General features: G+C 66.6%; 19 protein-coding genes. 12 read left to right on the plus strand and 7 right to left on the minus strand.

Features of this window, described 5'->3' with window-relative positions; genetic code table 11:
- Window positions 1-173 precede the first annotated feature (173 nt).
- The 3 genes from WC585_RS12435 to WC585_RS12445 all read left to right on the plus strand — a co-directional run bounded on the left by WC585_RS12435 (window position 174) and on the right by WC585_RS12445 (window position 3,638).
- Complete coding sequence (locus WC585_RS12435) at window positions 174-1,820, plus strand: peptide chain release factor 3 (RefSeq protein ID WP_373258297.1); 1,647 nt, start codon at window positions 174-176, stop codon at window positions 1,818-1,820.
- Window positions 1,821-1,906: 86 nt separating this feature from the next.
- Window positions 1,907-2,263, plus strand: a complete 357-nt coding sequence (locus WC585_RS12440; protein ID WP_373258298.1) for a hypothetical protein — start codon at window positions 1,907-1,909, stop codon at window positions 2,261-2,263.
- 133 nt (window positions 2,264-2,396) lie between these two features.
- On the plus strand, window positions 2,397-3,638 hold the full coding sequence (locus WC585_RS12445) for a hypothetical protein (RefSeq protein WP_373258299.1): 1,242 nt from the start codon (window positions 2,397-2,399) through the stop codon (window positions 3,636-3,638).
- Here the strand turns inward: WC585_RS12445 and cysQ are convergent.
- A complete protein-coding gene (gene cysQ, locus WC585_RS12450) occupies window positions 3,635-4,435 on the minus strand; it encodes a 3'(2'),5'-bisphosphate nucleotidase CysQ (RefSeq protein WP_373258300.1) in 801 nt (266 codons plus the stop codon). The two genes, WC585_RS12445 and cysQ, sit on opposite strands and share 4 nt — an antisense overlap.
- 91 nt (window positions 4,436-4,526) lie before the next feature.
- Between cysQ and chpT the strand changes: the two genes are divergently transcribed.
- The 4 genes from chpT (at window position 4,527) to WC585_RS12470 (ending at window position 8,496) form a co-directional block, all read left to right on the plus strand.
- On the plus strand, window positions 4,527-5,213 hold the full coding sequence (gene chpT / locus WC585_RS12455; protein WP_373258301.1) for a histidine phosphotransferase ChpT: 687 nt from the start codon (window positions 4,527-4,529) through the stop codon (window positions 5,211-5,213).
- Between the two features lie 53 nt (window positions 5,214-5,266).
- On the plus strand, window positions 5,267-5,686 hold the full coding sequence (locus tag WC585_RS12460; protein ID WP_373258302.1) for a response regulator: 420 nt from the start codon (window positions 5,267-5,269) through the stop codon (window positions 5,684-5,686).
- A 4-nt stretch (window positions 5,687-5,690) separates the two neighbouring features.
- A complete protein-coding gene (locus tag WC585_RS12465; protein WP_373258303.1) occupies window positions 5,691-6,506 on the plus strand; it encodes a protein-glutamate O-methyltransferase CheR in 816 nt (271 codons plus the stop codon).
- Between the two features lie 91 nt (window positions 6,507-6,597).
- On the plus strand, window positions 6,598-8,496 hold the full coding sequence (locus tag WC585_RS12470) for a M20/M25/M40 family metallo-hydrolase (protein WP_373258304.1): 1,899 nt from the start codon (window positions 6,598-6,600) through the stop codon (window positions 8,494-8,496).
- Here the strand turns inward: WC585_RS12470 and WC585_RS12475 are convergent.
- Entirely contained in the window at window positions 8,466-10,013 is a 1,548-nt protein-coding gene (locus tag WC585_RS12475) for a GNAT family N-acetyltransferase (RefSeq protein WP_373258305.1), read from the minus strand. The genes WC585_RS12470 and WC585_RS12475 overlap by 31 nt on opposite strands.
- Before the next feature lie 224 nt (window positions 10,014-10,237).
- Here WC585_RS12475 and recA point away from each other — a divergent pair, with 224 nt between their 5' ends.
- Window positions 10,238-11,320 (plus strand): recombinase RecA, encoded by a 1,083-nt coding sequence (gene recA / locus WC585_RS12480; RefSeq protein ID WP_373258306.1) that lies wholly within the window; start codon window positions 10,238-10,240, stop codon window positions 11,318-11,320.
- Between the two features lie 219 nt (window positions 11,321-11,539).
- On the opposite strand, the gene WC585_RS12485 is transcribed toward recA, so the two are convergent.
- Window positions 11,540-11,869 carry a hypothetical protein gene (locus WC585_RS12485; protein WP_373258307.1) on the minus strand — a complete coding sequence of 110 codons (330 nt, stop codon included), beginning with the start codon at window positions 11,867-11,869 and terminating at the stop codon, window positions 11,540-11,542.
- A gap of 237 nt (window positions 11,870-12,106) precedes the next feature.
- On the opposite strand from WC585_RS12485, the gene alaS reads away from it, so the two are divergent.
- Entirely contained in the window at window positions 12,107-14,752 is a 2,646-nt protein-coding gene (gene alaS, locus WC585_RS12490) for an alanine--tRNA ligase (RefSeq protein ID WP_373258308.1), read from the plus strand.
- A gap of 158 nt (window positions 14,753-14,910) precedes the next feature.
- Here the strand turns inward: alaS and WC585_RS12495 are convergent, their stop codons facing one another.
- From WC585_RS12495 to WC585_RS12505, 3 genes are all read right to left on the minus strand, one after another.
- Window positions 14,911-15,462, minus strand: a complete 552-nt coding sequence (locus tag WC585_RS12495; RefSeq protein ID WP_373258309.1) for a DUF2939 domain-containing protein — start codon at window positions 15,460-15,462, stop codon at window positions 14,911-14,913.
- A gap of 49 nt (window positions 15,463-15,511) precedes the next feature.
- A complete protein-coding gene (locus WC585_RS12500; protein WP_373258310.1) occupies window positions 15,512-16,069 on the minus strand; it encodes a DUF2939 domain-containing protein in 558 nt (185 codons plus the stop codon).
- Window positions 16,070-16,228: 159 nt separating this feature from the next.
- Window positions 16,229-17,443, minus strand: coding sequence for an NADP-dependent isocitrate dehydrogenase (locus WC585_RS12505; protein ID WP_373258311.1), 1,215 nt, complete (start codon window positions 17,441-17,443; stop codon window positions 16,229-16,231).
- Between the two features lie 208 nt (window positions 17,444-17,651).
- On the opposite strand from WC585_RS12505, the gene WC585_RS12510 reads away from it, so the two are divergent.
- From WC585_RS12510 to WC585_RS12520, 3 genes are all read left to right on the plus strand, one after another.
- Entirely contained in the window at window positions 17,652-17,810 is a 159-nt protein-coding gene (locus WC585_RS12510; protein ID WP_373258312.1) for a hypothetical protein, read from the plus strand.
- Between the two features lie 55 nt (window positions 17,811-17,865).
- Entirely contained in the window at window positions 17,866-18,078 is a 213-nt protein-coding gene (locus tag WC585_RS12515; RefSeq protein ID WP_373258313.1) for a DUF2945 domain-containing protein, read from the plus strand.
- Between the two features lie 355 nt (window positions 18,079-18,433).
- Entirely contained in the window at window positions 18,434-19,336 is a 903-nt protein-coding gene (locus WC585_RS12520) for a LysR substrate-binding domain-containing protein (protein WP_373258314.1), read from the plus strand.
- On the opposite strand, the gene WC585_RS12525 is transcribed toward WC585_RS12520, so the two are convergent.
- Window positions 19,333-21,174 carry a DUF885 family protein gene (locus WC585_RS12525; RefSeq protein ID WP_373258315.1) on the minus strand — a complete coding sequence of 614 codons (1,842 nt, stop codon included), beginning with the start codon at window positions 21,172-21,174 and terminating at the stop codon, window positions 19,333-19,335. The two genes, WC585_RS12520 and WC585_RS12525, sit on opposite strands and share 4 nt — an antisense overlap.

Raw genomic sequence — 21,174 nt, forward strand, 5'->3', positions numbered from 1 at the left:
CCAAAGGCGGTGCCCGATTGCGTGACCGGGACGTCTCGCCTGCGATCACAATGAACCCGATAACCCTGTCTTGCCAAGGGGTATTCGCTTTCACTGGCAGACCGGGCCTGCGTCCGCGCATCGGGTGACTTTTGAGGCGGTCCGCGCTAGGTCGCGCGGCTCAAGGAAACTCCATGTCGAAACTGACCATCGAACAGGAGGCCCTGCGTCGCAGGACCTTCGCCATCATTGCCCACCCGGACGCCGGCAAGACCACCCTGACCGAGCATATCCTGCTGGCGGGCGGAGCCATTCGTGCGGCCGGGGCCGTGCGGGCGCGCGGCGAGAACCGGCGCACCCAGTCCGACTGGATGAAGATCGAGAAGGAGCGCGGCATCTCGGTCAGCGCCTCGGTCATGACGTTCGAGCACACGACATCCGACGGCGTGGCCAAGATGTTCAACCTGCTGGACACGCCGGGGCACGAGGACTTTTCGGAGGACACCTATCGCACCCTCACGGCCGCCGACTGCGCCATCATGGTGCTGGACGCCGCCAAGGGGATCGAGCCGCAGACGCTGAAACTGTTCGAGGTGTGCCGCCTGCGCGACATCCCCATCATCACCTTCATCAACAAGCTGGACCGCGAGGCCCAGGACCCGATGGCCCTGCTGGACGAGATCGCGTCCAAGCTGCAGCTCGACCCTGCCCCGATCTGGTGGCCGGCCCAGAGCGGCAACCGCCTGCGCGGCATGGTCGAGATGGGCACAGGCACCTTCCAGCCCTATGCCCGCAAGATTCCCGGTGCGACCGAGGATGCCGGCCATCCCGAGGCCCTGCCCCTGGCCGAGGCCGAACGCTATTTCGAGCCGGGCGAGCATCAGGAGCTGATGGACGCGGCCGAACTGGTGACCGGCGGCTATCCGGCCTTCGACCGTCAGGCGTTTCTGGAAGGCCATATGACGCCCGTGCTTTGGGGCTCGGCCCTGCGCCATTTCGGCATCGACGAACTGCTGGCCGCCATCGGCGAATGGGCCCCGCCACCCAAGATCATGAAGGCCCAGAAGGCCGCCCCGCCCGAGACCCGCAACGCCCCCGAGCCCGTCGATCTGACGGTCGATCCGGGCAGCAACGAGGTCACCGGCTTCGTCTTCAAGGTCCAGGCCAATATGGACCCGAACCACCGCGACCGCATCGCCATGTTCCGCATGGCCAGTGGCTCCTTCAAGCGCGGCATGAAGCTGAAGGTCCAGAACACCGGCAAACAGCTGAGCGTGAACGCGCCCATCATGTTCTTCGCCAGCGACCGCGAACTGGCCGAGGACGCCTTTGCGGGCGACGTGATCGGCATCCCCAACCACGGCGTGCTGCGCGTCGGCGACAGCCTGTCCGAAAGTGGCATGATCCGGTTCGCGGGCCTGCCGAACTTCGCGCCCGAGATTCTGCAGCGCGTCCGGGTCAAGGATCCGCTGAAGGCCAAGCATCTGAAGAAGGCGCTGGACGGCCTGGCCGAAGAAGGCGTCACCCAGCTGTTCCGCCCCGAACTGGGCAGCGACTTCATCGTCGGTGCCGTCGGCCAGCTGCAGTTCGAGGTCATGGCCGACCGACTGGGCGAGGAATACGGGCTGGAAGTCATCTTCGAGCCGAGCCCTTATGCCGAAGCCCGCTGGGTGGGCGGCACCAAGGCTGATGTCGAAGACTTCGCCGGGAAATACCGCGGCCAGATGGCCACCGACATCGACAACGACCCCGTCTTTCTGGCCAAGTCCAGCTGGGAAACCGGCTATGTCGGCGAACGCTTCCCGAACGTGGCGTTCACGCGCACGAAGGAACGTGGCTAGGGCTCTCCGATTTCACCTTCACCACATCACCGTCCCGTGGTTCTTTACTCACATCGTGCGGCGCGCCTTGTGTCGTGGAGGTTTCAATGCTGATGGCGGCCCTCATGGCCCTGAGCGCAATGGCCGGCGGGGCCCAAACCCCCGCCCCCTCGCGCCCGCCTGCCCTCGGTTATACCGAGGCTCTGCGTTGTTCAGGTTTGGCCCAGGCGGCTTCGGAGCTTGAAGGGGGCGAAAGCGGCGAGGGCCGTGCCCTCTATGATGCCGCCCTGTACTGGTCGCTGACCACCATTCAGGCCGGCCAGGCCGCAGGACGTGCTACAGCCGCGGTGGAAGCGGACATGACCCGCGCCCGCATTCAGGCGGTGCGCCAGTTGACAGCCCGGGACGAAGCGGCGCGGACCGCCCTGCAGACCTGCCGCGCCCGCACGCCGAACCTGGGCTGAGACCGCTCAAGGCCCGCGCAGCCTGTGTCATTCCCACGGTCAAGCCGAACCGGTTCGGTGGCGCTGCGTTTGCGTAGGAAGCCACCGGGGCGCATCCTTCGTCCCGAAGCGGGATAACGGAGTCGCCACGGCCATGTTCGAGTTCGGTCGAGACCTGCGCAAGCTGTTCGAAAAGGCCCGCGAAAGCGATGATCTGGGCTGGCTGGAGCTGATCGGCGCGGACCTGCTGGAGGCCGAGGCGAAGCGCGAGACCACGGACGCCGGACGGGTGTCCTGTGCCCGGCCTTTCGAAGCCTGGATGCGGGCGTCCTTCATGTGGCGTGAACATGCGCGGCGGACGGGATCGGCAGCCTCCCTGGGACGCGCAGCGTCTTGCGCGAGTGACGCGGCCCGGCATGCGCGGACATCGGACCAGACGGTGGCGGCGGGCCTTGAAGCGGGCGAGATCCACCTGGCGCGGTTCGACCTGTTCGGCGGGCCTGAGCGTCTGAACGCGGCCCTGATGGATATTCAGGGTCTGAGCCCCGAGAAAGCATCGACGCGCGCCTGGGCCGGGGCCCTGGGCGCTCGCCTGACCACACGCCGGGCTGACCTGGTGCAGACAACCGAAGAGGCCGATCGCGCCCTGGCGCTGCTGGACACTGCGCGGCGCGACCACCGCCACCTGTCGACCACCGTCGCGGAAGACCTGACGCTGGATTGGGCCGGCCTGGCCCTGCGTCGGGGTGTCGAACGGCGGGACGTCGCCCTGCTGGACCGGGTCGGACAGGACTTGCGAGCGCTGGTAGAGACCGCGTCCCCGGAGTACCGGCCTGTGACGCGGGCCCGCGCCCTCTGCCTGGCCGCCGTCGGGCTGAAGGCGCTGGCGAACCTGGCTAACGATATCGAGGCAGAGGCTCAGGGGCAGGCCCTGTTCGACGCCGCCGCCGACCAGTTCACGCCGGACCACAGTCCGCTGGACTGGGTCGCGGTGCAGTTGGCGCAGGGTGCCACACAGACGCCCCTGATGGTTCTGGCCCAGGCCGAGACCATGACGCGTGAGCCGGGCTTGATCATGGGGGCCATGGCCCGCGAGCGACGCATGGCCGCCGAGGCCGCTCTGGCCGAGGCCATGGGCGACGTGAAGGCCATCCAGGGACTGGAGACGATCGTTCGCCGCCGTCTGGCCAAGCCCGTCAGTCGCCCCCCGCTGGATTGGGCCGCCGACCAGATGGGCATGGCGCATCTGATGCTGTCGCGGGCGCGTCTGACTGGATCTCGGCCCCACGCGGTCGGCATGATGCTGGCAGAGGCGGCGACAACCGCGCGCGAATGGGGAGCCCTGGCTCTGGCCGAACAGGCCGAGCGGATCGCCTTCAGGATGGCGCGGGCCTAGCCGCCCACAGCAACAAATCCGCCATTCAGGAAGCCCGGCTTTCCATAGCGGAAGGGCGTGCCGTCCTCGGCCATGACCCGGCCGCCTGCGGCCTCCAGAACCGCCTGCCCCGCCGCCGTGTCCCATTCCGAGGTCGGGCCGGTGCGCGGATAGGCGTCGAACCGCCCCTCGGCGATCAGACAGAACTTCAGCGATGAATCCGTGCCCTGCCATTCGGTGCAGCCGTGGCGCGAGGCCAGGCGTTTGGCCTCCACATCGGTCATGCTGTGGCTCATCACGGCCATGGGTGCGGCCGGACGGTCGCGCACCTTGATGACCTGCCAGCCCTCGCCGAAGCGACGCCGGAAAGCCCCGCCGTCCGGATGCGAGCCGCTGCGCCAGGTGGTCGAAGTCGCGGGCGCGGTGACGACGCCGGCCACGACCGTATCCTTGTGCACCAGCGCAATGTTGACGGTGAAGCTCTCTTTGCCCGCCACAAAGCCGCGCGTGCCGTCCAGCGGATCGATCAGCCAGAACCAGTCACCCGTGATCGCGGGCGCGCCGCCGTCGGCCACCGCCTCCTCGGCCACAGCCTGCACGTCCGGATACAGAGCCGCCAGTCGTGACAGGATCAGGGCTTCGGCCTGCTGGTCTGCCAGGGTGACTGGACTGTCGTCGGCCTTGGTCATCGCCACCGTTCCAGCGCGCCAGAAAGGCAGAATGACCTGCGCCGCGTCCTCGGCGATGTCGGCCAGGGCCTCGGTCAAGGCTCCCGATGCGAGGTCGGCTTTCAGGTTGGCAAACAGGCGATCAGTCATTCGCGCTGCGATAGAGCATCCGCACGGTTTCATGAACCGGCAAATCAGGTCAGCGTCGTCGCATCCTCATAAATGACTGTCTCTAGGCCCGATGACCGATACCGACACGCTCTCCACGACGCGCCTGCATGATGCCCCCGCCCCCCGGATGCCCGATGGCCAGGACCTGGCCGCTCTGATCGCGGGCAAGCTGTGCCACGACTTCATCAGTCCGGCGGGCGCGATCTCGTCCGGGCTGGATTTGCTGAAGGACCCCTCGGCCCAGGACATGCGTGACGATGCCATGGGCCTGATCGAGGCCAGCGCGGCCAAGATGATCGCCCTGGTGGCTTTCGCCCGTGTCGCCTTCGGGGCGGCTACGACGGCCGAGAAATTCTCGGGCGGCGAATTGGGCGGCATCGTCGATGCCCTGACCGGCGGAGGTCGGGCCAGCCTGGTGTGGAAGGTGGAGGATCAGTCGTGGTCGAAGGCGCAGTCGCGGGCGCTGGTCAACATGGCCTACCTGACCATGGCGGCCCTTCCGTCCGGTGGCATCGCCACGGTGTCCAGCCGGGTAGAGAACGACCTGATCGTGTTCGAAGGCCTGGCGGAAGGCACCCGCGCACGACTGAAGCCCGAAGCGGTGACAGGGCTGGCGGGTCAGCCCCTGGCCGAGGGGCTGCAAGGGCAATGGATCCAGCCCTACTGGCTCTGGTTGACGGCGAATGATGCGGGCGGCGACCTGTCCGTTCAGGCCGAAGAGGGCCGGGTTATCCTCACCGTTCGCATGCCACGGTGATATCTTAACGCGCCTTGCCAAGGTTCCGTTAACCGGCACAGCCGATGATCGGGATGTTCACACACGCGGACGTTGTGGACGCTTTGCGGATTGGAGTTCTCTTGACCCCCAGAACCTGTCTGATCGTCGACGACAGCCGCATCATCCGCAAGGTGGCGCGCCGTATCGTCGAAGGACTGGGCTTCGAGGTCGACGAGGCCGGCGACGGCGCTGAGGCCCTGATCTTCTGTTCCTCCTCCATGCCCGAGGTCATCCTGCTGGACTGGTCGATGCCGGTAATGGACGGCATGGCCTTCCTGCGGCGGTTGCGCGTCCTGCCGGGCGGGGCAGGCCCCAAGGTCCTGTTCTGCACCATCGAGACCCGCGCCGAACGGATCGCCGAGGCGCTGGCAGCGGGCGCAGACGACTATGTGATGAAGCCGTTCGACGGTGATATCCTGACGTCCAAATTCGCCGAAGTGGGAGCCGCCTGACCTGATGTCTCCGGACGATTTCGATCGCCTGCAAGCCCTGATGTCCTCGCGTGCGGGGATGCGGCTGACGCGCGACCGGATGAAGCTTGTCGAGCATCGGCTAGGGCCCGTGGCGCGGGCGCAGTCGTTCGAGAGCGTCGAGGTCATGCTGGCGGCCCTGTGGGCCAAGCCTGTCGCATCGCTGGGCTGGGCCGTCATCGAGGCTCTGCTGACGCCCGAGACCTGGTTCCGGCGCGATCGCTCGTCTTTCGACACCTTCGCCAGCGAGCTGTTGCCGGCTCTGTCAGCCGCGCGAGGCGGTGATCCGGTCACCGTCTGGTCCGCCGGCTGTTCAACGGGTCAGGAGGCCTGGTCCCTGGCCATGCCGGCACTCGAACAGGGACTGGCCATCGAGGTCACCGGCACCGACCTGTCGCGCCGCGCACTCGAAAAGGCGAAATCCGGCACCTATACCGGCTTTGAAATCCAGCGCGGCCTCAAGGCCCAGACCATGCTGCGCTGGTTCGACCAGGTCGAGGATACCTGGGTCGCCAAGCCTCAGCTGAAGGCGGCGGTCCAGTTTGCCCGCTCCAATCTGGTCGAGCCGCCCAAGGACGACTACCGTTTCGACGTCATCTTCTGCCGCCATGTTCTGAGCGATGCCGAGCCGTCGCGTCGCGGGGACATTCTGGACAATCTGGAGCGGAGGCTGGTGGACGACGGCTGCCTGTTCCTGGGCCCCGACGAACAGCTGGGCGGCGATACCGTGGCCTTCCGCCCGGTCGCGGGTCGCAAAGGCCTGTTCGTCAAGGCGCCGTCTGCATTGAGGCGGGCGGCTTAATCTGCCCCGACCGCTCGTTCCGGCGACCCAAAGGGTGACGCTGATCCCATAGCCCGCTAGCCTGCGCCCATCTCGGGGGGAGGAACAGCGCATGCGCTTGATCGCACTGATTGGATCACTGGCCGTGGCGCTGCTGCTTGCGGTGCTGGCGTTGCAGAGTCCGACACCACGAGGGGCCGATGCCCCTACCGACACCTTCTCCGCCACGCGCGCCATGGTGGACATCCGCGATATCGCCCAGCGACCACACCCGATCGGCTCGGCCGACCACGCGCGGGTTCAGGCCCTGCTGGTCCGGCGGATGCAGTCTCTCGGGCTCGAGGTCTCGGCCCAGCGCGGCCCCCTGTCGCCCCGGGCCGTTCAGCGGGTGGAGCGCTCCGGCCTGAACCTGCCGCCACAGGCCCTGACGGCCACCAATCTGATCGGCGTCCTGCCCGGCAGCCGCCCCGACCTGCCCGCCGTCGCCATGATGGCCCACTATGACACCGTGCCCGACAGCCCCGGCGCGGCGGACGACACCACGGGCGTGGCGGCCATTCTGGAATCCGTCCGCGCCATCCGTGCGCGCGGCCCGGCAGAGCGGACGCTGGTGGTCATCCTGACCGATGCGGAGGAGCTGAATCTCGACGGAGCCCGCATCTTCTGGGGCGGCCACCCCTTGCGCGACCGCATCGGTGCGGTGGTCAATCTGGAGGCGCGCGGCGGCGGTGGGCGCGCCATGATGTTCGAGACCGGGCGCGGCAATGCCGAAACGATCGCCCTGTTCGCCGACATCGCCGGGCGCGTCGATGGCGGCGTCACCTCCAACGCCCTGGCCGTCTTCGTCTACAGCGTCATGCCCAATGGCACCGACTTCACCGTGCCGCGCGAGCGGGGCGTGCAGGGCATCAACCTGGCCTTCATCGGCCGCCCCGACCAGTACCACGCCCAGGCCTCCACGCCCGACGCACTGGACCTGGGCAGTGTCCAGCATATCGGCAGCCAGGCGCTGGAGATGACCGACACCCTGCTACGGGCCGGGACCCTCCCCGTCTCGACCCATGACAGTGTGTATGCCGACCTCTTCGGCCGGGCGGTGATCGGCCACCATCCGGCCTGGGGCTGGAGCCTTCTGATCCTGGCGATTGGCGCGCTGGGCATTGCCGTCTGGCGGGCGCGATCGCATGCGGGCCTGACCCTGGCCGACAGCGGGCGCGGTGTGATCGAGGCGGTGTGGTTCGTCGCTACCGGCATCGTCCTGACCCAGGCCGTGCGCCTGCTGGCCGGGCCGCTGTCCGCGCGGGCCGAGAGCGCCGAGGCCTACTATACCTTGCTGGCGCGCCTGCCGTGGATCGAGGCTGGGGTCGCCCTGACGGTGCTTGCTCTTGGCTTGGCCGTGCTGGGCGGCCGGTCGCGGTCGGACCCGCGCGTGACGGCGGGAGCCATCGCCGTCGCCGCTCTTATGACCCTCGGTCTGGGCGGAGTGGACTATGTCGTGCTCGGGGCCGCCGCCGTCGCCATTGCCTTGTCGATGCTGCCCAGGCTGGCGGTCAAGACCGTCTGGGGCGGTTGGAGCGGGATCATGGGTCTGGTCGTCGCCCTGGCCGCCCTGGCTCAGGCACTCGCGCCCGAAACCGCCTTCCTGTTCCTGTGGCCCGCCCTGCTGGCCAGCGTCGTCGCCCTGGTCGTGGCCTTCATCGATCCCGGGCTCACAAGGCGCGCCAGCCTCATCCCTGTCGCGATCGGGGCTGTACTCGGCGTCGGCTGGCTGATGACCCTGGCCCACCCCGTCTTCCTGGGCATCGGCATGGATCTGCCCGCCGTGCTGATCCTGCTGGGTCTGCTGATGCTGATGTTCGTCAGGCCGCTGTCGCCCGAGAAGACGTGGCTACGTCCACTACTGGCAGCGGGCCTCGTCGCACTGCTGCTCGGCGGAGCCCTGTCGCTCACCAGCCGGATCGCCGAGCCTCAAGCTGTGCCTCAGCCCCCGTCGGTCCAGACCGTCTTGTAGAGGTCGAAGCGGCGGTCGCGCAGATTGCGCACCGTGCCCTGCGACTTGGCCCAGGCCAGGTCGGACAGGTCCAGGTCGGCCACGGTCACTGTCTCGACATTCTCTGACGCCTCGGCCGCCACCCCGTCCCGCGCGAACGGGAAGTCGCAGGGGGTCAGGATGCATGACTGGGCATACTGGATGTCCATGTTCTCGACATTGGGCAGATTGCCGACATTGCCGGACAGGGTGACGTAGCACTGGTTCTCGATGGCCCGCGCCTGGCTGCAATACCGAACCCGCAGATAGCCCTGACGGTTGTCGGTACAGAAGGGCACGAACAGCAGCCGTGCGCCCTCGTCTACCAGTCGCCGCGCCAGTTCCGGGAACTCCGAATCGTAGCAGATCAGCACGCCGATCGGCCCGCAGTCGGTGGGGATGGCATGCACCCGATCGCCGCCCTTGATGTTCCACCAGTGCCGCTCGTTCGGCGTCGGATGGATCTTCTCCTGCTCGTGCACCGAGCCGTCGCGCAGAAACACATAGGCGACGTTCTGGATGTCGCCGTCCTCGGTGCGGGTGGGGTGGGAGCCGCCGATGATGTTGATGTTGTACTCGACCGCCAGCTTGCGCAGGGCCTCGACGAAGCGCGGCGTATAGCGGGTCAGGGCCTCGATCGATTCCTGCGGCGTCAGCTTCTTCTTCTCCAGCGACAGCAGCTGGAGGGTGAACAGTTCCGGAAAGACCACGAAATCCGAGCGGTAGTCCGAGGTCACATCCACGAAATATTCGACGTTGGCGATGAACTCGTCAAAGCTGGCGACCTTGCGCGCCTGCAACTGGACCGTGGCGACGCGGACCGTTTCCTTGACCGCAAAGGCCGCCCCCTTGCCGTGCGTCTCGGCATAATAGGGATTGCGCCACACCATATGGGCCGCGTGGCCCATGGAGGCGGAATCAGACGTCATATAGTTCTGCAACACGCCGACCGGCTCGAACCCGGCCCGCAGGTGAAACCCGACGACGGGATCGTTCAACTTCCTGGCCGTGACCGCATCCAGATAGTCCTGAGCCAGGGGATAGGCCGCCTTCTTCCGCGCCAGTCCCGGCATACGCCCGCCGAAGACGATGCCGCGCAGGTTCTGGGCCTCGCACAGGTCGCGCCGGGCGTCGTACAGCCGTTGGCCGATGCGCAGGCGGCGACGGTCGGGATCGACGCAGACCTCCATGCCATAGAACCAGTCGCCGACCGGATCATGCCGCGCTGCATAACCGCCCCCCGTGATCTGGCTCCAGGTGTGAGGTGCCATGGCGGTCGCCTCGTCGATGCGGAAACCGGCCGCATAGCCGACGATCTCGCCCTCATATTCCACGACGAACTGGCCATCCGGATAGGCCGCGATCTGCCCCCGCAGCATGCCGGGCGTCAGCGACATCCCCTCCTTGTAGACCTTGGTCCCCAGGCGGGCGATCGCATCGACGTCGGCGAGCAGAGCATTGCGAATGCTCAGGACGGCAGGCTTGGCAGATTTTGTCATGGCCGCTTAACGCCCAGCTTGACTATTCGATCAACAGAAAACGACAAACCGATACGTCAGAAACGGTCGTGCCTCCCGCGCCCCGGAAAAGAACATATTGGCAACCGGAACAAACCGTGCACATAGTCCGTCTCACAAGGGAGTGGGTCACGATCACTGGATCGAAGGCGGGCCTCTCCCTCTACGGATACCGAACGGGAATCATGGCAAAGGAGGGTGGTAAAGTGGCTGCACAGGCGAATCTGAAATTGGTGGGCAAGGACGACGGCGACAAGCAGCGCGCCCTGGAGGCGGCGATCGCACAGATCGATCGCGCCTTCGGCAAGGGCTCGGTCATGAAGCTGGGCAAGAATGGTGTGACCGAGGCCATTCCCTCCGTCTCGACCGGGTCGCTGGGCCTGGACATGGCGCTGGGCATCGGCGGACTGCCGCGCGGACGGGTGATCGAGGTGTTCGGGCCGGAAAGCTCGGGCAAGACGACCCTGGCGCTGCACACGGTGGCCGAAATCCAGAAGGCCGGCGGCGTCGCCGCCTTCGTGGATGCCGAACACGCGCTCGACCCCGGCTATGCCCAGAAGCTGGGCGTCAATCTGGATGACCTGCTGGTGTCCCAGCCCGACACGGGCGAACAGGCGCTGGAGATCGTCGACACGCTCGTGCGCTCCGGGGCCGTGGACATCGTGGTGGTCGACTCCGTCGCCGCCCTGACGCCCCGTGCCGAGATCGAGGGCGAAATGGGCGACAGCCTGCCCGGTCTTCAGGCCCGCCTGATGAGCCAGGCCCTGCGCAAGCTGACCGCCTCGATCAACAAGTCGCAGTGCATCGTCCTGTTCATCAACCAGATCCGTCACAAGATCGGGGTCATGTACGGTTCGCCCGAGACGACGACGGGCGGCAATGCGCTGAAGTTCTACGCCTCGGTCCGCCTCGACATCCGCCGCACCGGCGCGATCAAGGACCGCGACGAGGTCGTGGGGAACACCACCCGCGTCAAGGTCGTCAAGAACAAGGTCGCCCCGCCGTTCCGCGAGGTCATCTTCGACATCATGTACGGCGAAGGCATCTCCAAGCTGGGCGAGATCATCGACCTGGGCGTCAAGGCGGGCATCGTTGAGAAGTCCGGCAGCTGGTTCTCCTATGACAGCCAGCGGATCGGCCAGGGCCGCGAGAATGTGCGCAACTTCCTGAAGGCCAATCCCGACGTCGCCGACTCGATCGAAAAGGCCGTGCGCGCCTCCACGACCAAGATCGCCGACGAACTGCTGGGCACGCCCGAGCCGGACGAAGGTCAGGACCTGGAGGGGTGATCAACCGCGCTCAAGCAGCGAGGCTCCGCGAGCCGAGCGGTAGCGCCCAACGAGATGTCAGCCTGACCTGACAAATGTGCACTATGTGCACTCGTTTTTTTCCGAGTGCACTTCTTCTTCTCCGGTCGGGTCCAGGTGACCCGCCATGACCCTGCCGGGCCAGACCGGACGAAGCGGCCGCTCGACCTCACGCGGGTCGGGCGGCCTTTTTTGTCGGAACTACCACTCGGGCGGCAGGTACGGACCATAGCTGCTGCAGACGTACATCGGAGTGGCTAGCTCGAACCCGCTGGGCAACTGCGGTGTCGAGATATAGATTTGACTACCGGACCCGACACAGTTGTCTGAGCCCTCGCCAATCAAATTCGTCAGTTCCGCATCCGAGAAAACCTGACGCGAATAGGCAATCGGCGCACATTCGTTGTATCCGAAACAATAGATGCCCGGACCCGGATAATACTGCTGTACCGCCGGTGCCGGTGCGGCGGCGGTGAGCGAAACCGACATCGTCAGACCGGCCAGAACAATCCCAAGAACTCCACTGCGCATCTTACCCTCCATCGAGACCGGAATGGCCCCGACCGGATTAGGAAGCGAAACAGAAACTACCAAAAGTCACATTGCCGTGTCGTTAAAACTCGTTAGGGTTGACGCTCGACCTCGGTGTTCTCTGCGATGACCGGCTGGCACTGCCGTACGGGCGTAGGACGGGCAAGTGGTGCGCCGTCGGGAAAAACCCTGTAAGAGGCGCGGCTTCCTACCCACTCCGCGCGTCAGACGAACACCATGTCCAGCCTGAAACAGATCCGTTCGACCTTCCTCGACTATTTCGCGGCCGACGGTCACGCCAAGGTGCATTCGTCGCCGCTGGTGCCGCAGAACGATCCGACGCTGATGTTCGTCAATGCGGGCATGGTGCCGTTCAAGGACTATTTCACGGGCGCAGCCACCCCGCCCTATCCGCGCGCCACCAGCAGCCAGAAATGCGTCCGCGCCGGCGGCAAGCACAACGACCTGGACAACGTCGGCTACACCGCCCGCCACCTCACCTTCTTCGAGATGCTGGGCAACTTCTCCTTCGGCGACTACTTCAAGGAACACGCGATCGACAGCGCGTGGAAGCTGGTCACGAAGGACTTCGGCCTCGACCCCAAACGCCTGCTGGTCACCGTCTACATCGACGACGACGAGGCCGCCGCGATCTGGAAGAAGGTCACGGGCTTCAGTGACGACAAGATCATCCGCATCGCCGGTGCCGACAACTTCTGGGCCATGGGCGACAGCGGCCCCTGCGGCCCCTGCACCGAGATTTTCTGGGACTATGGCGACCATGTCCCCGGCGGCCCTCCCGGTTCGCCGGACGAAGACGGCGACCGGTTCGTGGAGATTTGGAACAACGTCTTCATGCAGTTCGAGAAGGAGAACGACGAGATCGTTCGCAACCTTCCCAAGCCCTCGGTCGACACCGGCATGGGCCTGGAGCGCATGACCTCCGTGCTGCAGGGCAAGAACTCGGTCTTCGACACCGACCTGTTCCAGACCCTGATCGCCGCCTCCGAGGATGCGACCTCGACAAAGGCCGAGGGTGACCGCGCCGCCAGCCACCGCGTCATCGCCGACCATCTGCGCAGCTCGTCCTTCCTGATCGCCGACGGCGTGACCCCGTCGAACGAAGGCCGGGGCTATGTCCTGCGCCGCATCATGCGCCGGGCCATGCGCCACGCCCACCTGCTGGGGGCCGGGGACCCCCTGATGCACCGGCTGGTGCCGACGCTGGTCTCGGAGATGGGCGAGGCCTATCCCGAGCTGGCCCGCGCCCAGGCCTCTATCGAGGATACGCTGAAGCAGGAAGAGATCCGCTTCCGCACCACGCTGGGTCGCGGCATGGGCCTGCTGGAAGACGCCACGCAGGGCCTGTCCGAAGGCGGGGTTATCCCCGGCCAGACGGCCTTCACCCTGTACGACACCTATGGCTTCCCGCTGGACCTGACCCAGGACGAGGCGCGCCGTCGCGGTTTCACCGTCGACACCGCCGCCTTCGATGCCGCCATGGAAGAGCAGAAGACGCGCGGCAAGGCCAACTGGAAGGGCTCGGGCCAAACCGCCTCGACCGGCGAATGGCTGGCGCTGAAGGACCGTCTGGGGCCGACCGTCTTCACCGGCTACGACGCCGTCGACGGCTCGGGCGAGGTGCTGGCGATCCTCAAGGACGGCGCGCAAGCCGACAGCGTCGAGACCGGCCAGACCGCCGAGGTCCTGTTCGACCAGACCCCCTTCTATGGCGAAGGCGGCGGCCAGGCCGGCGACAAGGGCGAGATCGAGTGGGACGGCGGAACTGCCCGCGTCCTCGACGTTCAGAAGCCCGCTGGCGACCTTTACGCCCACACGATCGAGGTCATCTCCGGCACCCTGGCCATCGGCACCCGCGCCCAGCTTCGCGCCGCGCCGGACGCCCGCCTGACGACCCGCGCCAACCACTCCGCGGCCCACCTGGTGCATGCGGCGCTGAAGAATGTGCTCGGCCACCACGTCGCCCAGAAGGGCCAACTGGTCGATGCCGAACGCATGCGCTTCGACTTCAGCCACAACGCCCCCGTGACCGAGGCTCAGATCGAGGCCATCGAGGCCGAGGTCAACGCCGTCATCCGCCAGAACCTGCCCGCCGAGACCAAGCTGATGGGGCCTGAAGAAGCCATCGCCGCAGGGGCCGTCGCCCTGTTCGGCGAGAAGTACGGCGATGAGGTGCGCGTGCTGACGCTGGGCAAATCCCTGACGGACGACAAGCCCTATTCGGTCGAACTGTGCGGCGGCACCCACGTGGCCCGCACTGGCGACATCGGCCTGTTCAAGATCACCTCGGAAACCGGCATCGCCGCCGGCATCCGCCGCGTCGAAGCCCTGACCGGCGAGGCCGCGCGCCAGTATCTGGAAGGCCAGGCCGGGGTCGCCCGCAAGCTGGCCCAGACCTTCAAGATCCAGCCGCTGGATGTCCCCGCCCGCGTCGAAGTCCTGACCACCGAACGCAAGACGCTGGAGAAACAGGTCGCCGACCTGAAGAAGCAGTTGGCCCTCGGTGGTGGCGGTTCGGCCAGTGCCGCGCCGGAAGAGATCAACGGCATCAAGCTGATCGCCCGCGTCCTGGACGGCGTCGACGGCAAGGGCCTGCGCGGCGTGGCCGAGGACTTCCGCAAACAGGTCGGCTCCGGCGTCGTCGCCCTGATCGGCGTCACCGACGGCAAGGCCGCGATCACGGTGGCGGCGACCTCGGATGTGACGGATCGCGTCAATGCCGCCGACCTGGCCCGTGCCGCCGTTCTGGCGCTGGGTGGCCAGGGAGCCGGTGGCAAGCCGGACTTCGCCCAGGGCGGAGCGCCGGATGGGTCGCGGGCTGAAGAGGGTCTGGCGGCTGTGCGGGCGGCACTGGCGGGCTAAGCCTCTCCCTACTCCGCTCATCCCGGCGAAAGCCGGGACCCAGTGCTTTGGGTGAACGGTAGCCATGCCATGGCCCTAAGCCTCAGTCCTGAAACGCCAACGTCAAGCTGGACAGAACTGGGTCCCGGCTTTCGCCGGGATGAGCGGGCTCTAGGGGTTCAAGGTTCCGTCCGCAGATCCACCGCCGCCAGTTGCCATGTGAACCACCCGCGCCGCTCAAGCAGCAGGGCCAGACTGTTCTGCGGTCGGTCGCGGTCGGTCAGGGTGATGGCGAAGACGTCCAGGCTGCGGTAGCCCCAGGCCTTATGCAGATTGGGCTCCTTGCGATCCGCAGCGGAGTCCGGTGGGGGCGTGCCGTCAGCCTCCGGAGCCCGCGCCGTCGTCACCATGGCGGCCACGCCCTGCGGCGTGACCACCGTATCGACCGCGCCCGAGATGAACATAGGGGCCAGCATGGTGGTCAGCCCCCCTAGGCCGTTCTCGACCACACGCGGATCGTTGCGCATCTCGGCGACCAGCAGGTCGTTCAGCTCGCCCTTCATGCTCTCGCGCAGGGCGGGGAAGTCGACCAGCCGCTCCAGCGCCGCCTCGTCTCCGCGCTCGGCCGCGCGGATGATGGCCTTGCCCGCCAGCACGGGCGACGCAGCCCACAGGCCGGCCAACACGACGACTCCGGCAATGATGACGCCGGTTACTACCTTCTTGATCATGGGTCCCTCTGGCGTCGAAACGCCCCCTGACGGCTAGGGTTGCCAGAAGTCAGGGCGTCGCGCCAGCGGCAGAGCCAGTCGCGGCTGGCGGCAAGCCGATATGCACCAGTCGCCACTCGAACGGACCGGTCCGCGCGAAGGTGAAGATGGTCTGCACGCCTGCCTCGTTCCGTACCGCCAGCCGCGTGCGGTTCACGCCCCAATAGGCCAGGCGGGGCATGGGCTCGCGCGGCTCGGCCGCCACCGCCCCACGCGACGCGGCCCTGCCCTCGCCCCGGCTCAAGGCCGCGAGCGCTGCAGGGCTCAGATAGAGGTCCGGGTTCGGACGGGCCGCCACGGGCCGCACCTGCTCGAACTGGCGGCGCATGGATTCGATCGGGTTTTCCAGGAAGGACGGAGCGGGAGCCACGATCGCGGGGTTGCCGGCCATCTGCGGCCGCAGGCTGCGGCGCACCTCGGCGAAGTCGATCAGCCGGACCAGTCCCTGCTCGTCGCGCGCATCCGCCGCCGACCGAATGCCGTAGAAGGCCACAACCGGGGCGACGAAGAAGCTGATCCCCGCCACGATGACGGCCAGCAGCAGAAGATTGCGGATCAGTCGGCCCAAAGGCTTGCCCCCTTCGCCTCCAACGGCGGAAGCGTGACCACAACGCGCCGCTGACCGACCCGTTCAAACACAACCCCGCCGGACGCGAATCCGGCGGGGTTGAATGAAGTCCTGCGCTCAAGCAGCGAGCCACCGCGTGGTGAGCGGTAGCGCCCTAAATCAGGCCGCCATCGCCTTGGTCAGGTTTTCGGCGACCTTGTCGATGAAGCCTTCGGTGGTCAGCCAGCCTTGCTGATCGCCGACCAGCAGGGCCAGGTCCTTGGTCATGTGACCGGCCTCGACCGTCTCGACCACGACCCGCTCCAGGGTCTCGGCGAACCTGGCCAGTTCGGCGTTGTCGTCCAGCTTGGCCCGGTGCGCAAAGCCGCGCGTCCAGGCGTAGATGGAGGCGATGGAGTTGGTCGAGGTGGCCTCGCCTTTCTGATGCTGGCGATAGTGGCGGGTCACGGTGCCGTGGGCGGCTTCCGATTCCAGCACCTTGCCGTCCGGCGTCATCAGGACCGAGGTCATCAGGCCCAGCGAGCCGAAGCCTTGCGCCACGATGTCGGACTGGACGTCGCCGTCGTAGTTCTTGCACGCCCAGACGAAGCCACCCGACCACTTGATGGCCGCGGCCACCATGTCGTCGATCAGGCGGTGCTCATAGGTCAGCCCCTTGGCCTTGAAGTCGGCGGCGAACTCCTTGTCGAAGACGTCCTGGAAGATGTCCTTGAAGCGGCCGTCATAGGCTTTCAGGATCGTATTCTTGGTCGACAGATAGACCGGATAGTTGCGCTGCAGGCCGAACGAGAAGCTGGCGCGGGCGAACTCGGTGATCGAGTCATCCAGATTGTACATGCCCATGGCCACACCGGCCGAGGGGAAGTCGAAGACTTCGTAGTTCTGCTCTTCGCCATTGGCGCCGACCCACTTCATGGTCAGCTTGCCCGGGCCGGGCACCAGGAAGTCGGTGGCCTTGTACTGGTCACCGAAGGCATGACGGCCGACAACGATGGGCTGGGTCCAGCCGGGCACCAGGCGCGGCACGTTCGAGCAGATGATCGGCTCGCGGAAGACGACGCCGCCCAGGATGTTGCGGATCGTGCCGTTGGGCGACTTCCACATCTTCTTCAGGCCAAACTCCTGAACGCGAGCCTCGTCCGGGGTGATGGTGGCGCATTTGACGCCGACGCCGTGCTTCTGGATGGCCTTGGCCGCGTCAATCGTCACCTGATCGTCGGTGGCGTCGCGGTGCTCCATGCCCAGGTCGTAATAGTCCAGCTCGAGATCCAGGAACGGGAAGACCAGCTTGTCCTTGATCATCTGCCAGATGATGCGGGTCATTTCGTCGCCGTCGATGTCGACGATGGGGTTAGCGACCTTGATCTTGGCCATGCGTGGATGCCTCTGACTGATGATGGGGAGTTCAGGGCGGCGGTATAGCGGTCGGGGACGCGGGCGCAAACCCCGACCAAAAGCCATCAGGCCACCGCTGCGTTAACCACGTCTCGAAAAAACCTTCCACGGCCAAGGTGAACGCCCGGGGTACGGCATCGTTTTTGCCCCCATGAACGTGCGTGGGGGCCTTCCAATGGATGAAGAGATGAAGCGGCTGGTCGACCGTTGGGTCGCGGTCTTTCTCGAAATGCCGGTGCTGCTGGATGCAAACCTGATGCGCCCGATGCTGGCCGAGGCCGAGCGTCGGCTGGCCGAGGAGGCTGAAACCGTCGAGCCGAAGATGGCGGCGTCGGTCACCCGCTGAACGCTTTGACCACCACTGGCGTTGGTGGGTCACACCACCGCTCAGGGACCCGATCATGACCGAGAAAACCTTCAAGGCCGGCGACACCGTGAAATGGGACCACAGCCAGGGCACGACCCAGGGCAAAGTGGTCAAGAAGGTCACCAGCCCCACCCGGATCAAGGGCCACAAGGTCGCCGCCTCCAAGGACAATCCGGAATACGTCGTCCAGAGCGAGAAGACCGGGGCCAAGGCGGCCCACAAGCCTACAGAGCTTCGCAAGGCCTGAGCCTCACGGTCCATTCGTCTGCCAAACACCTATGAAAAGAAATCCGGGCGGGATCGGAGAGGGGGCATGACCCCGCCCGGGCCGATGACGGCGGGGCTTCCGGAAGAGAGGGCCCGGACGTCCTGCCCAACGACTTATCGATTTACGAGCCGACGCTCCATGCGGATGCGGTCCTCGGCATTTTGGTGCAGCCAGCGCAGGATGGCATTCATCCATCCCCAATTGGCTTCCTTATGAGTGCGATGCATTTCTTCCATGTCAGCCTCCTTGCTGGCGTTGCTTCGATGACCACGAGATGGGCTTGACAAGCGCGGCAGACAAATCAGAAGTCGGCAGGTCAACATAAGGTACCCTTATGGCCGATCCGCTCGCTGGAATTCCTCTGGCCTCCATCCGCGTGTTCGAGGCGGCGGCCCGTTTGCGCAGCTTCACCCGCGCGGCCGAAGAACTGGGCATGACCCAGGCGGCGGTCAGCTGGCAGATCAAGGCCCTGGAAACCAAGCTGGGCCAGAGCCTGTTTCGCCGCCTGCACCGAGAGGTGGCTCCCACAGAGGGCGGGGAGCGGCTGTCGCGTGCCGCCACCGAGGCAATGATCCTGCTGCGCCGGGCGGTGACCGATCTGACCGAGGCGGATGAGGGCATACTGTCGATCACCACCCTGGCCACCCTGGCGACCCAGTGGCTGGCCCCGCGCCTGGGTGCGTTCCAGCTGGCCAATCCGGGGCTGGCCGTGCGGCTGGATACGGCCCCGCATCTTGTCGATCTGACGCGCGAAGGTTTCGATGTAGCGCTGCGGACCGGCTCGGGCGACTGGCCGGGGCTGGAGAGCGTTCGGCTGCTGCCGGCCACCTTCACGCCGGTGTGCAGCCCGGCGATGGCCCATCGGCTGGACCTGAAGGCGCCGGCTGACCTGCTGGCGGCTCCGCGCATCGGCCTGGACAGCGAATGGGCCGCCTGGTTCGTCGCCGCCGGGGTCGAGGCCCCGACGCGTGCGGCCCTGACCTTGACGGCCGACCATCAGGCGCTGGAGGTGGCGGCGGCCATGGGCGGACAGGGCGTCGCCCTGGCCTCGCCCATCCTGTTCCGCCGAGAGATCGCGGCGGGCCTGCTGGTCAGGCCCTTCGCGCAGACCGTGCCCCTGACCGCCGGCTACTGGCTGTGCTGGCCGACGGATCGCAGGCGGTCGCGCAAGATCGTGCGCTTCCGCGACTGGCTGGTCGCGGAAGCGCGAGACGAGGCGGCACTGATGCTCGACTAGGCCCGCTGCGTCGCCGTCCACTGACCCACGACATCGGCCAGCACCTCCAGCGGCATGCCGCCGGACGCCAGGGCCGTGTCGTGGAAGCCCTTGATGTCGAACCGGTCACCGAGGGCAGCACGGGCCTGATCACGCAGGCGCAGCCATTCGGTATGGCCGATCTTGTAGCTGGAGGCCTGGCCCGGCCAGACGCAGTAGCGCTCGACCTCGGTGGTGACGCTGGATTCCTGGTCGCCCAGGGTGTCGACCATGTAGCGGATGGCCTGTTCGCGGCTCCAGCGCTTGTGGTGCAGGCCGGAATCGACCACCAGCCGCACGGCGCGGAACAGCAGGGACTGCAGATAGCCCAGCTGGCCCCAGGGATCGCCCTCATAGACGCCCATCTCGTCGGCCAGTTGCTCGGCATACAGACCCCAGCCCTCCGAATAGGCCGAAAAGCCCAGGATGCGGCGGACCATCGGGATACCCTGGGCCTCCGTCTGGATGGCGATCTGGAAATGGTGACCCGGCACGGCCTCGTGATAGGTCAGGGTCGGCAGGGTCCATTTGGGCCATTCCGCCGTGTCGCGCAGGTTGATGTAATAGGCCCCCGGTCGCGTCCCATCCAGCGACGGCCCCTGATAGTAGCCGCCTGGGGCACCGGCCTCGATAGCCGGCGGCACGCGGCGAATGTCGACCGTGGACTTGGGCAGGTTGTTGAACATCTCGGGCAGGCGGGCCTGCATGGCCTCGGTCTGGGCGTTCAGAGCTTCCAGAAGCTCGGCCTTGCCCGCATCGGTGTTGGGGTAGACAAACTGCGGCTCCTTGCCGAGTGCGGCCAGCCGCGCACCGACCGTGCCCTCGCTGCGTCCCTCGGCCTTCAGGATGGCGTCGGCACGGGCCGTGATCTCGGCCACCTGGGTCAGGCCCAGCTCATGAACCTGATCGCCGGTCAGGGAGGTGGTGGTGTAGTTGCGGATGCCGAAGGCGTAGTAGCCGTCGGCATTGGGCAGCCGCCAGACGCCTGCATCATGGGTGGCCGTCGGTCGCTGGGTTTCCAGCAGGGCGATCTGGCGATCGGTCGCCGGATAGATGCGGTCGGTGACGATGGCGGTGGCGCGCGCCGCCCAGTCTCCGGCCAGGCTCTTCTCGCCCGTCCGCCGCACCAGCGAGCCGACCAGACCGTTCTCGGCCGCGGCCGGCGCCTTGAAGGCCTGCAGCTGAACCAGGGTCTGATCCAGCACGAAATCAGGCGGGACCACCCCTTTGGCGATATCGGCGGTAACGAGCGCCGTCTCTTCGTCCATCAGGACAGCCATGGCCTCCAGACGCGACAGATAGGCCTCGGCATCCTCGGCGGTCTCGATGGTGTGCATCGTGTCCAGGAAGTCAGGCACGTCGCGATACGCCCCGCCCAGCTGATGCAGCCAGTAGGGATTGGCCCCGGCGCGATTGCCGAAATCATAGCGGTCGTAGCCCATGACCTGGGTGCCGCCCGCATACAGCAACGTCGCCAGATTGACGGCATCCATGCCGGTCAGTTTCGTCGCGTCGATGGCCTCCAGATCGGCCTGGGCCTTGCGCGTCATGGCCTCGTTGCGGGCCAGGGCCTCGGGGCTCAGGCTGTCCAGCTGGCTCTTGGCCGCGGCATTCTCGCCCTTGTCGACGCCCAGATAGGTGGCCAGCAGCGGCGAGGTCGCCAGACTTTCGGCGAAGATGCGGTCGAGCAGGGCGTTCAGCTTGGCCGCCTCGGCCGGGTCGAACGCGGTCTGCGCAAGCGGTGCGGCAGTAGCCACCCCCGATGCGGCCAGCGCGGCCCCCGCGGCGGCAAAGGCAAGAAGGTGGCGGCGGTTCAGCAT

The organism is Brevundimonas sp. (assembly GCF_041648055.1).
Taxonomy (GTDB): domain Bacteria; phylum Pseudomonadota; class Alphaproteobacteria; order Caulobacterales; family Caulobacteraceae; genus Brevundimonas.

What these genes read in the sequence shown, in the direction of transcription:
- WC585_RS12470 (WP_373258304.1), top strand. Translation starts at nt 6,598, where the DNA reads ATGCGCTTGATCGCACTGATTGGATCACTGGCCGTGGCGCTGCTGCTT.
- WC585_RS12505 (WP_373258311.1), bottom strand. Translation starts at nt 17,443, where the DNA reads ATGGCCAAGATCAAGGTCGCTAACCCCATCGTCGACATCGACGGCGAC.
- WC585_RS12485 (WP_373258307.1), bottom strand. Translation starts at nt 11,869, where the DNA reads ATGCGCAGTGGAGTTCTTGGGATTGTTCTGGCCGGTCTGACGATGTCG.
- WC585_RS12440 (WP_373258298.1), top strand. Translation starts at nt 1,907, where the DNA reads ATGCTGATGGCGGCCCTCATGGCCCTGAGCGCAATGGCCGGCGGGGCC.
- chpT (WP_373258301.1), top strand. Translation starts at nt 4,527, where the DNA reads ATGACCGATACCGACACGCTCTCCACGACGCGCCTGCATGATGCCCCC.
- WC585_RS12515 (WP_373258313.1), top strand. Translation starts at nt 17,866, where the DNA reads ATGACCGAGAAAACCTTCAAGGCCGGCGACACCGTGAAATGGGACCAC.
- WC585_RS12460 (WP_373258302.1), top strand. Translation starts at nt 5,267, where the DNA reads ATGTTCACACACGCGGACGTTGTGGACGCTTTGCGGATTGGAGTTCTC.
- WC585_RS12525 (WP_373258315.1), bottom strand. Translation starts at nt 21,174, where the DNA reads ATGCTGAACCGCCGCCACCTTCTTGCCTTTGCCGCCGCGGGGGCCGCG.
- WC585_RS12435 (WP_373258297.1), top strand. Translation starts at nt 174, where the DNA reads ATGTCGAAACTGACCATCGAACAGGAGGCCCTGCGTCGCAGGACCTTC.
- WC585_RS12475 (WP_373258305.1), bottom strand. Translation starts at nt 10,013, where the DNA reads ATGACAAAATCTGCCAAGCCTGCCGTCCTGAGCATTCGCAATGCTCTG.
- WC585_RS12465 (WP_373258303.1), top strand. Translation starts at nt 5,691, where the DNA reads ATGTCTCCGGACGATTTCGATCGCCTGCAAGCCCTGATGTCCTCGCGT.
- WC585_RS12510 (WP_373258312.1), top strand. Translation starts at nt 17,652, where the DNA reads ATGAAGCGGCTGGTCGACCGTTGGGTCGCGGTCTTTCTCGAAATGCCG.
- WC585_RS12445 (WP_373258299.1), top strand. Translation starts at nt 2,397, where the DNA reads ATGTTCGAGTTCGGTCGAGACCTGCGCAAGCTGTTCGAAAAGGCCCGC.
- alaS (WP_373258308.1), top strand. Translation starts at nt 12,107, where the DNA reads ATGTCCAGCCTGAAACAGATCCGTTCGACCTTCCTCGACTATTTCGCG.
- WC585_RS12520 (WP_373258314.1), top strand. Translation starts at nt 18,434, where the DNA reads ATGGCCGATCCGCTCGCTGGAATTCCTCTGGCCTCCATCCGCGTGTTC.
- WC585_RS12495 (WP_373258309.1), bottom strand. Translation starts at nt 15,462, where the DNA reads ATGATCAAGAAGGTAGTAACCGGCGTCATCATTGCCGGAGTCGTCGTG.
- cysQ (WP_373258300.1), bottom strand. Translation starts at nt 4,435, where the DNA reads ATGACTGATCGCCTGTTTGCCAACCTGAAAGCCGACCTCGCATCGGGA.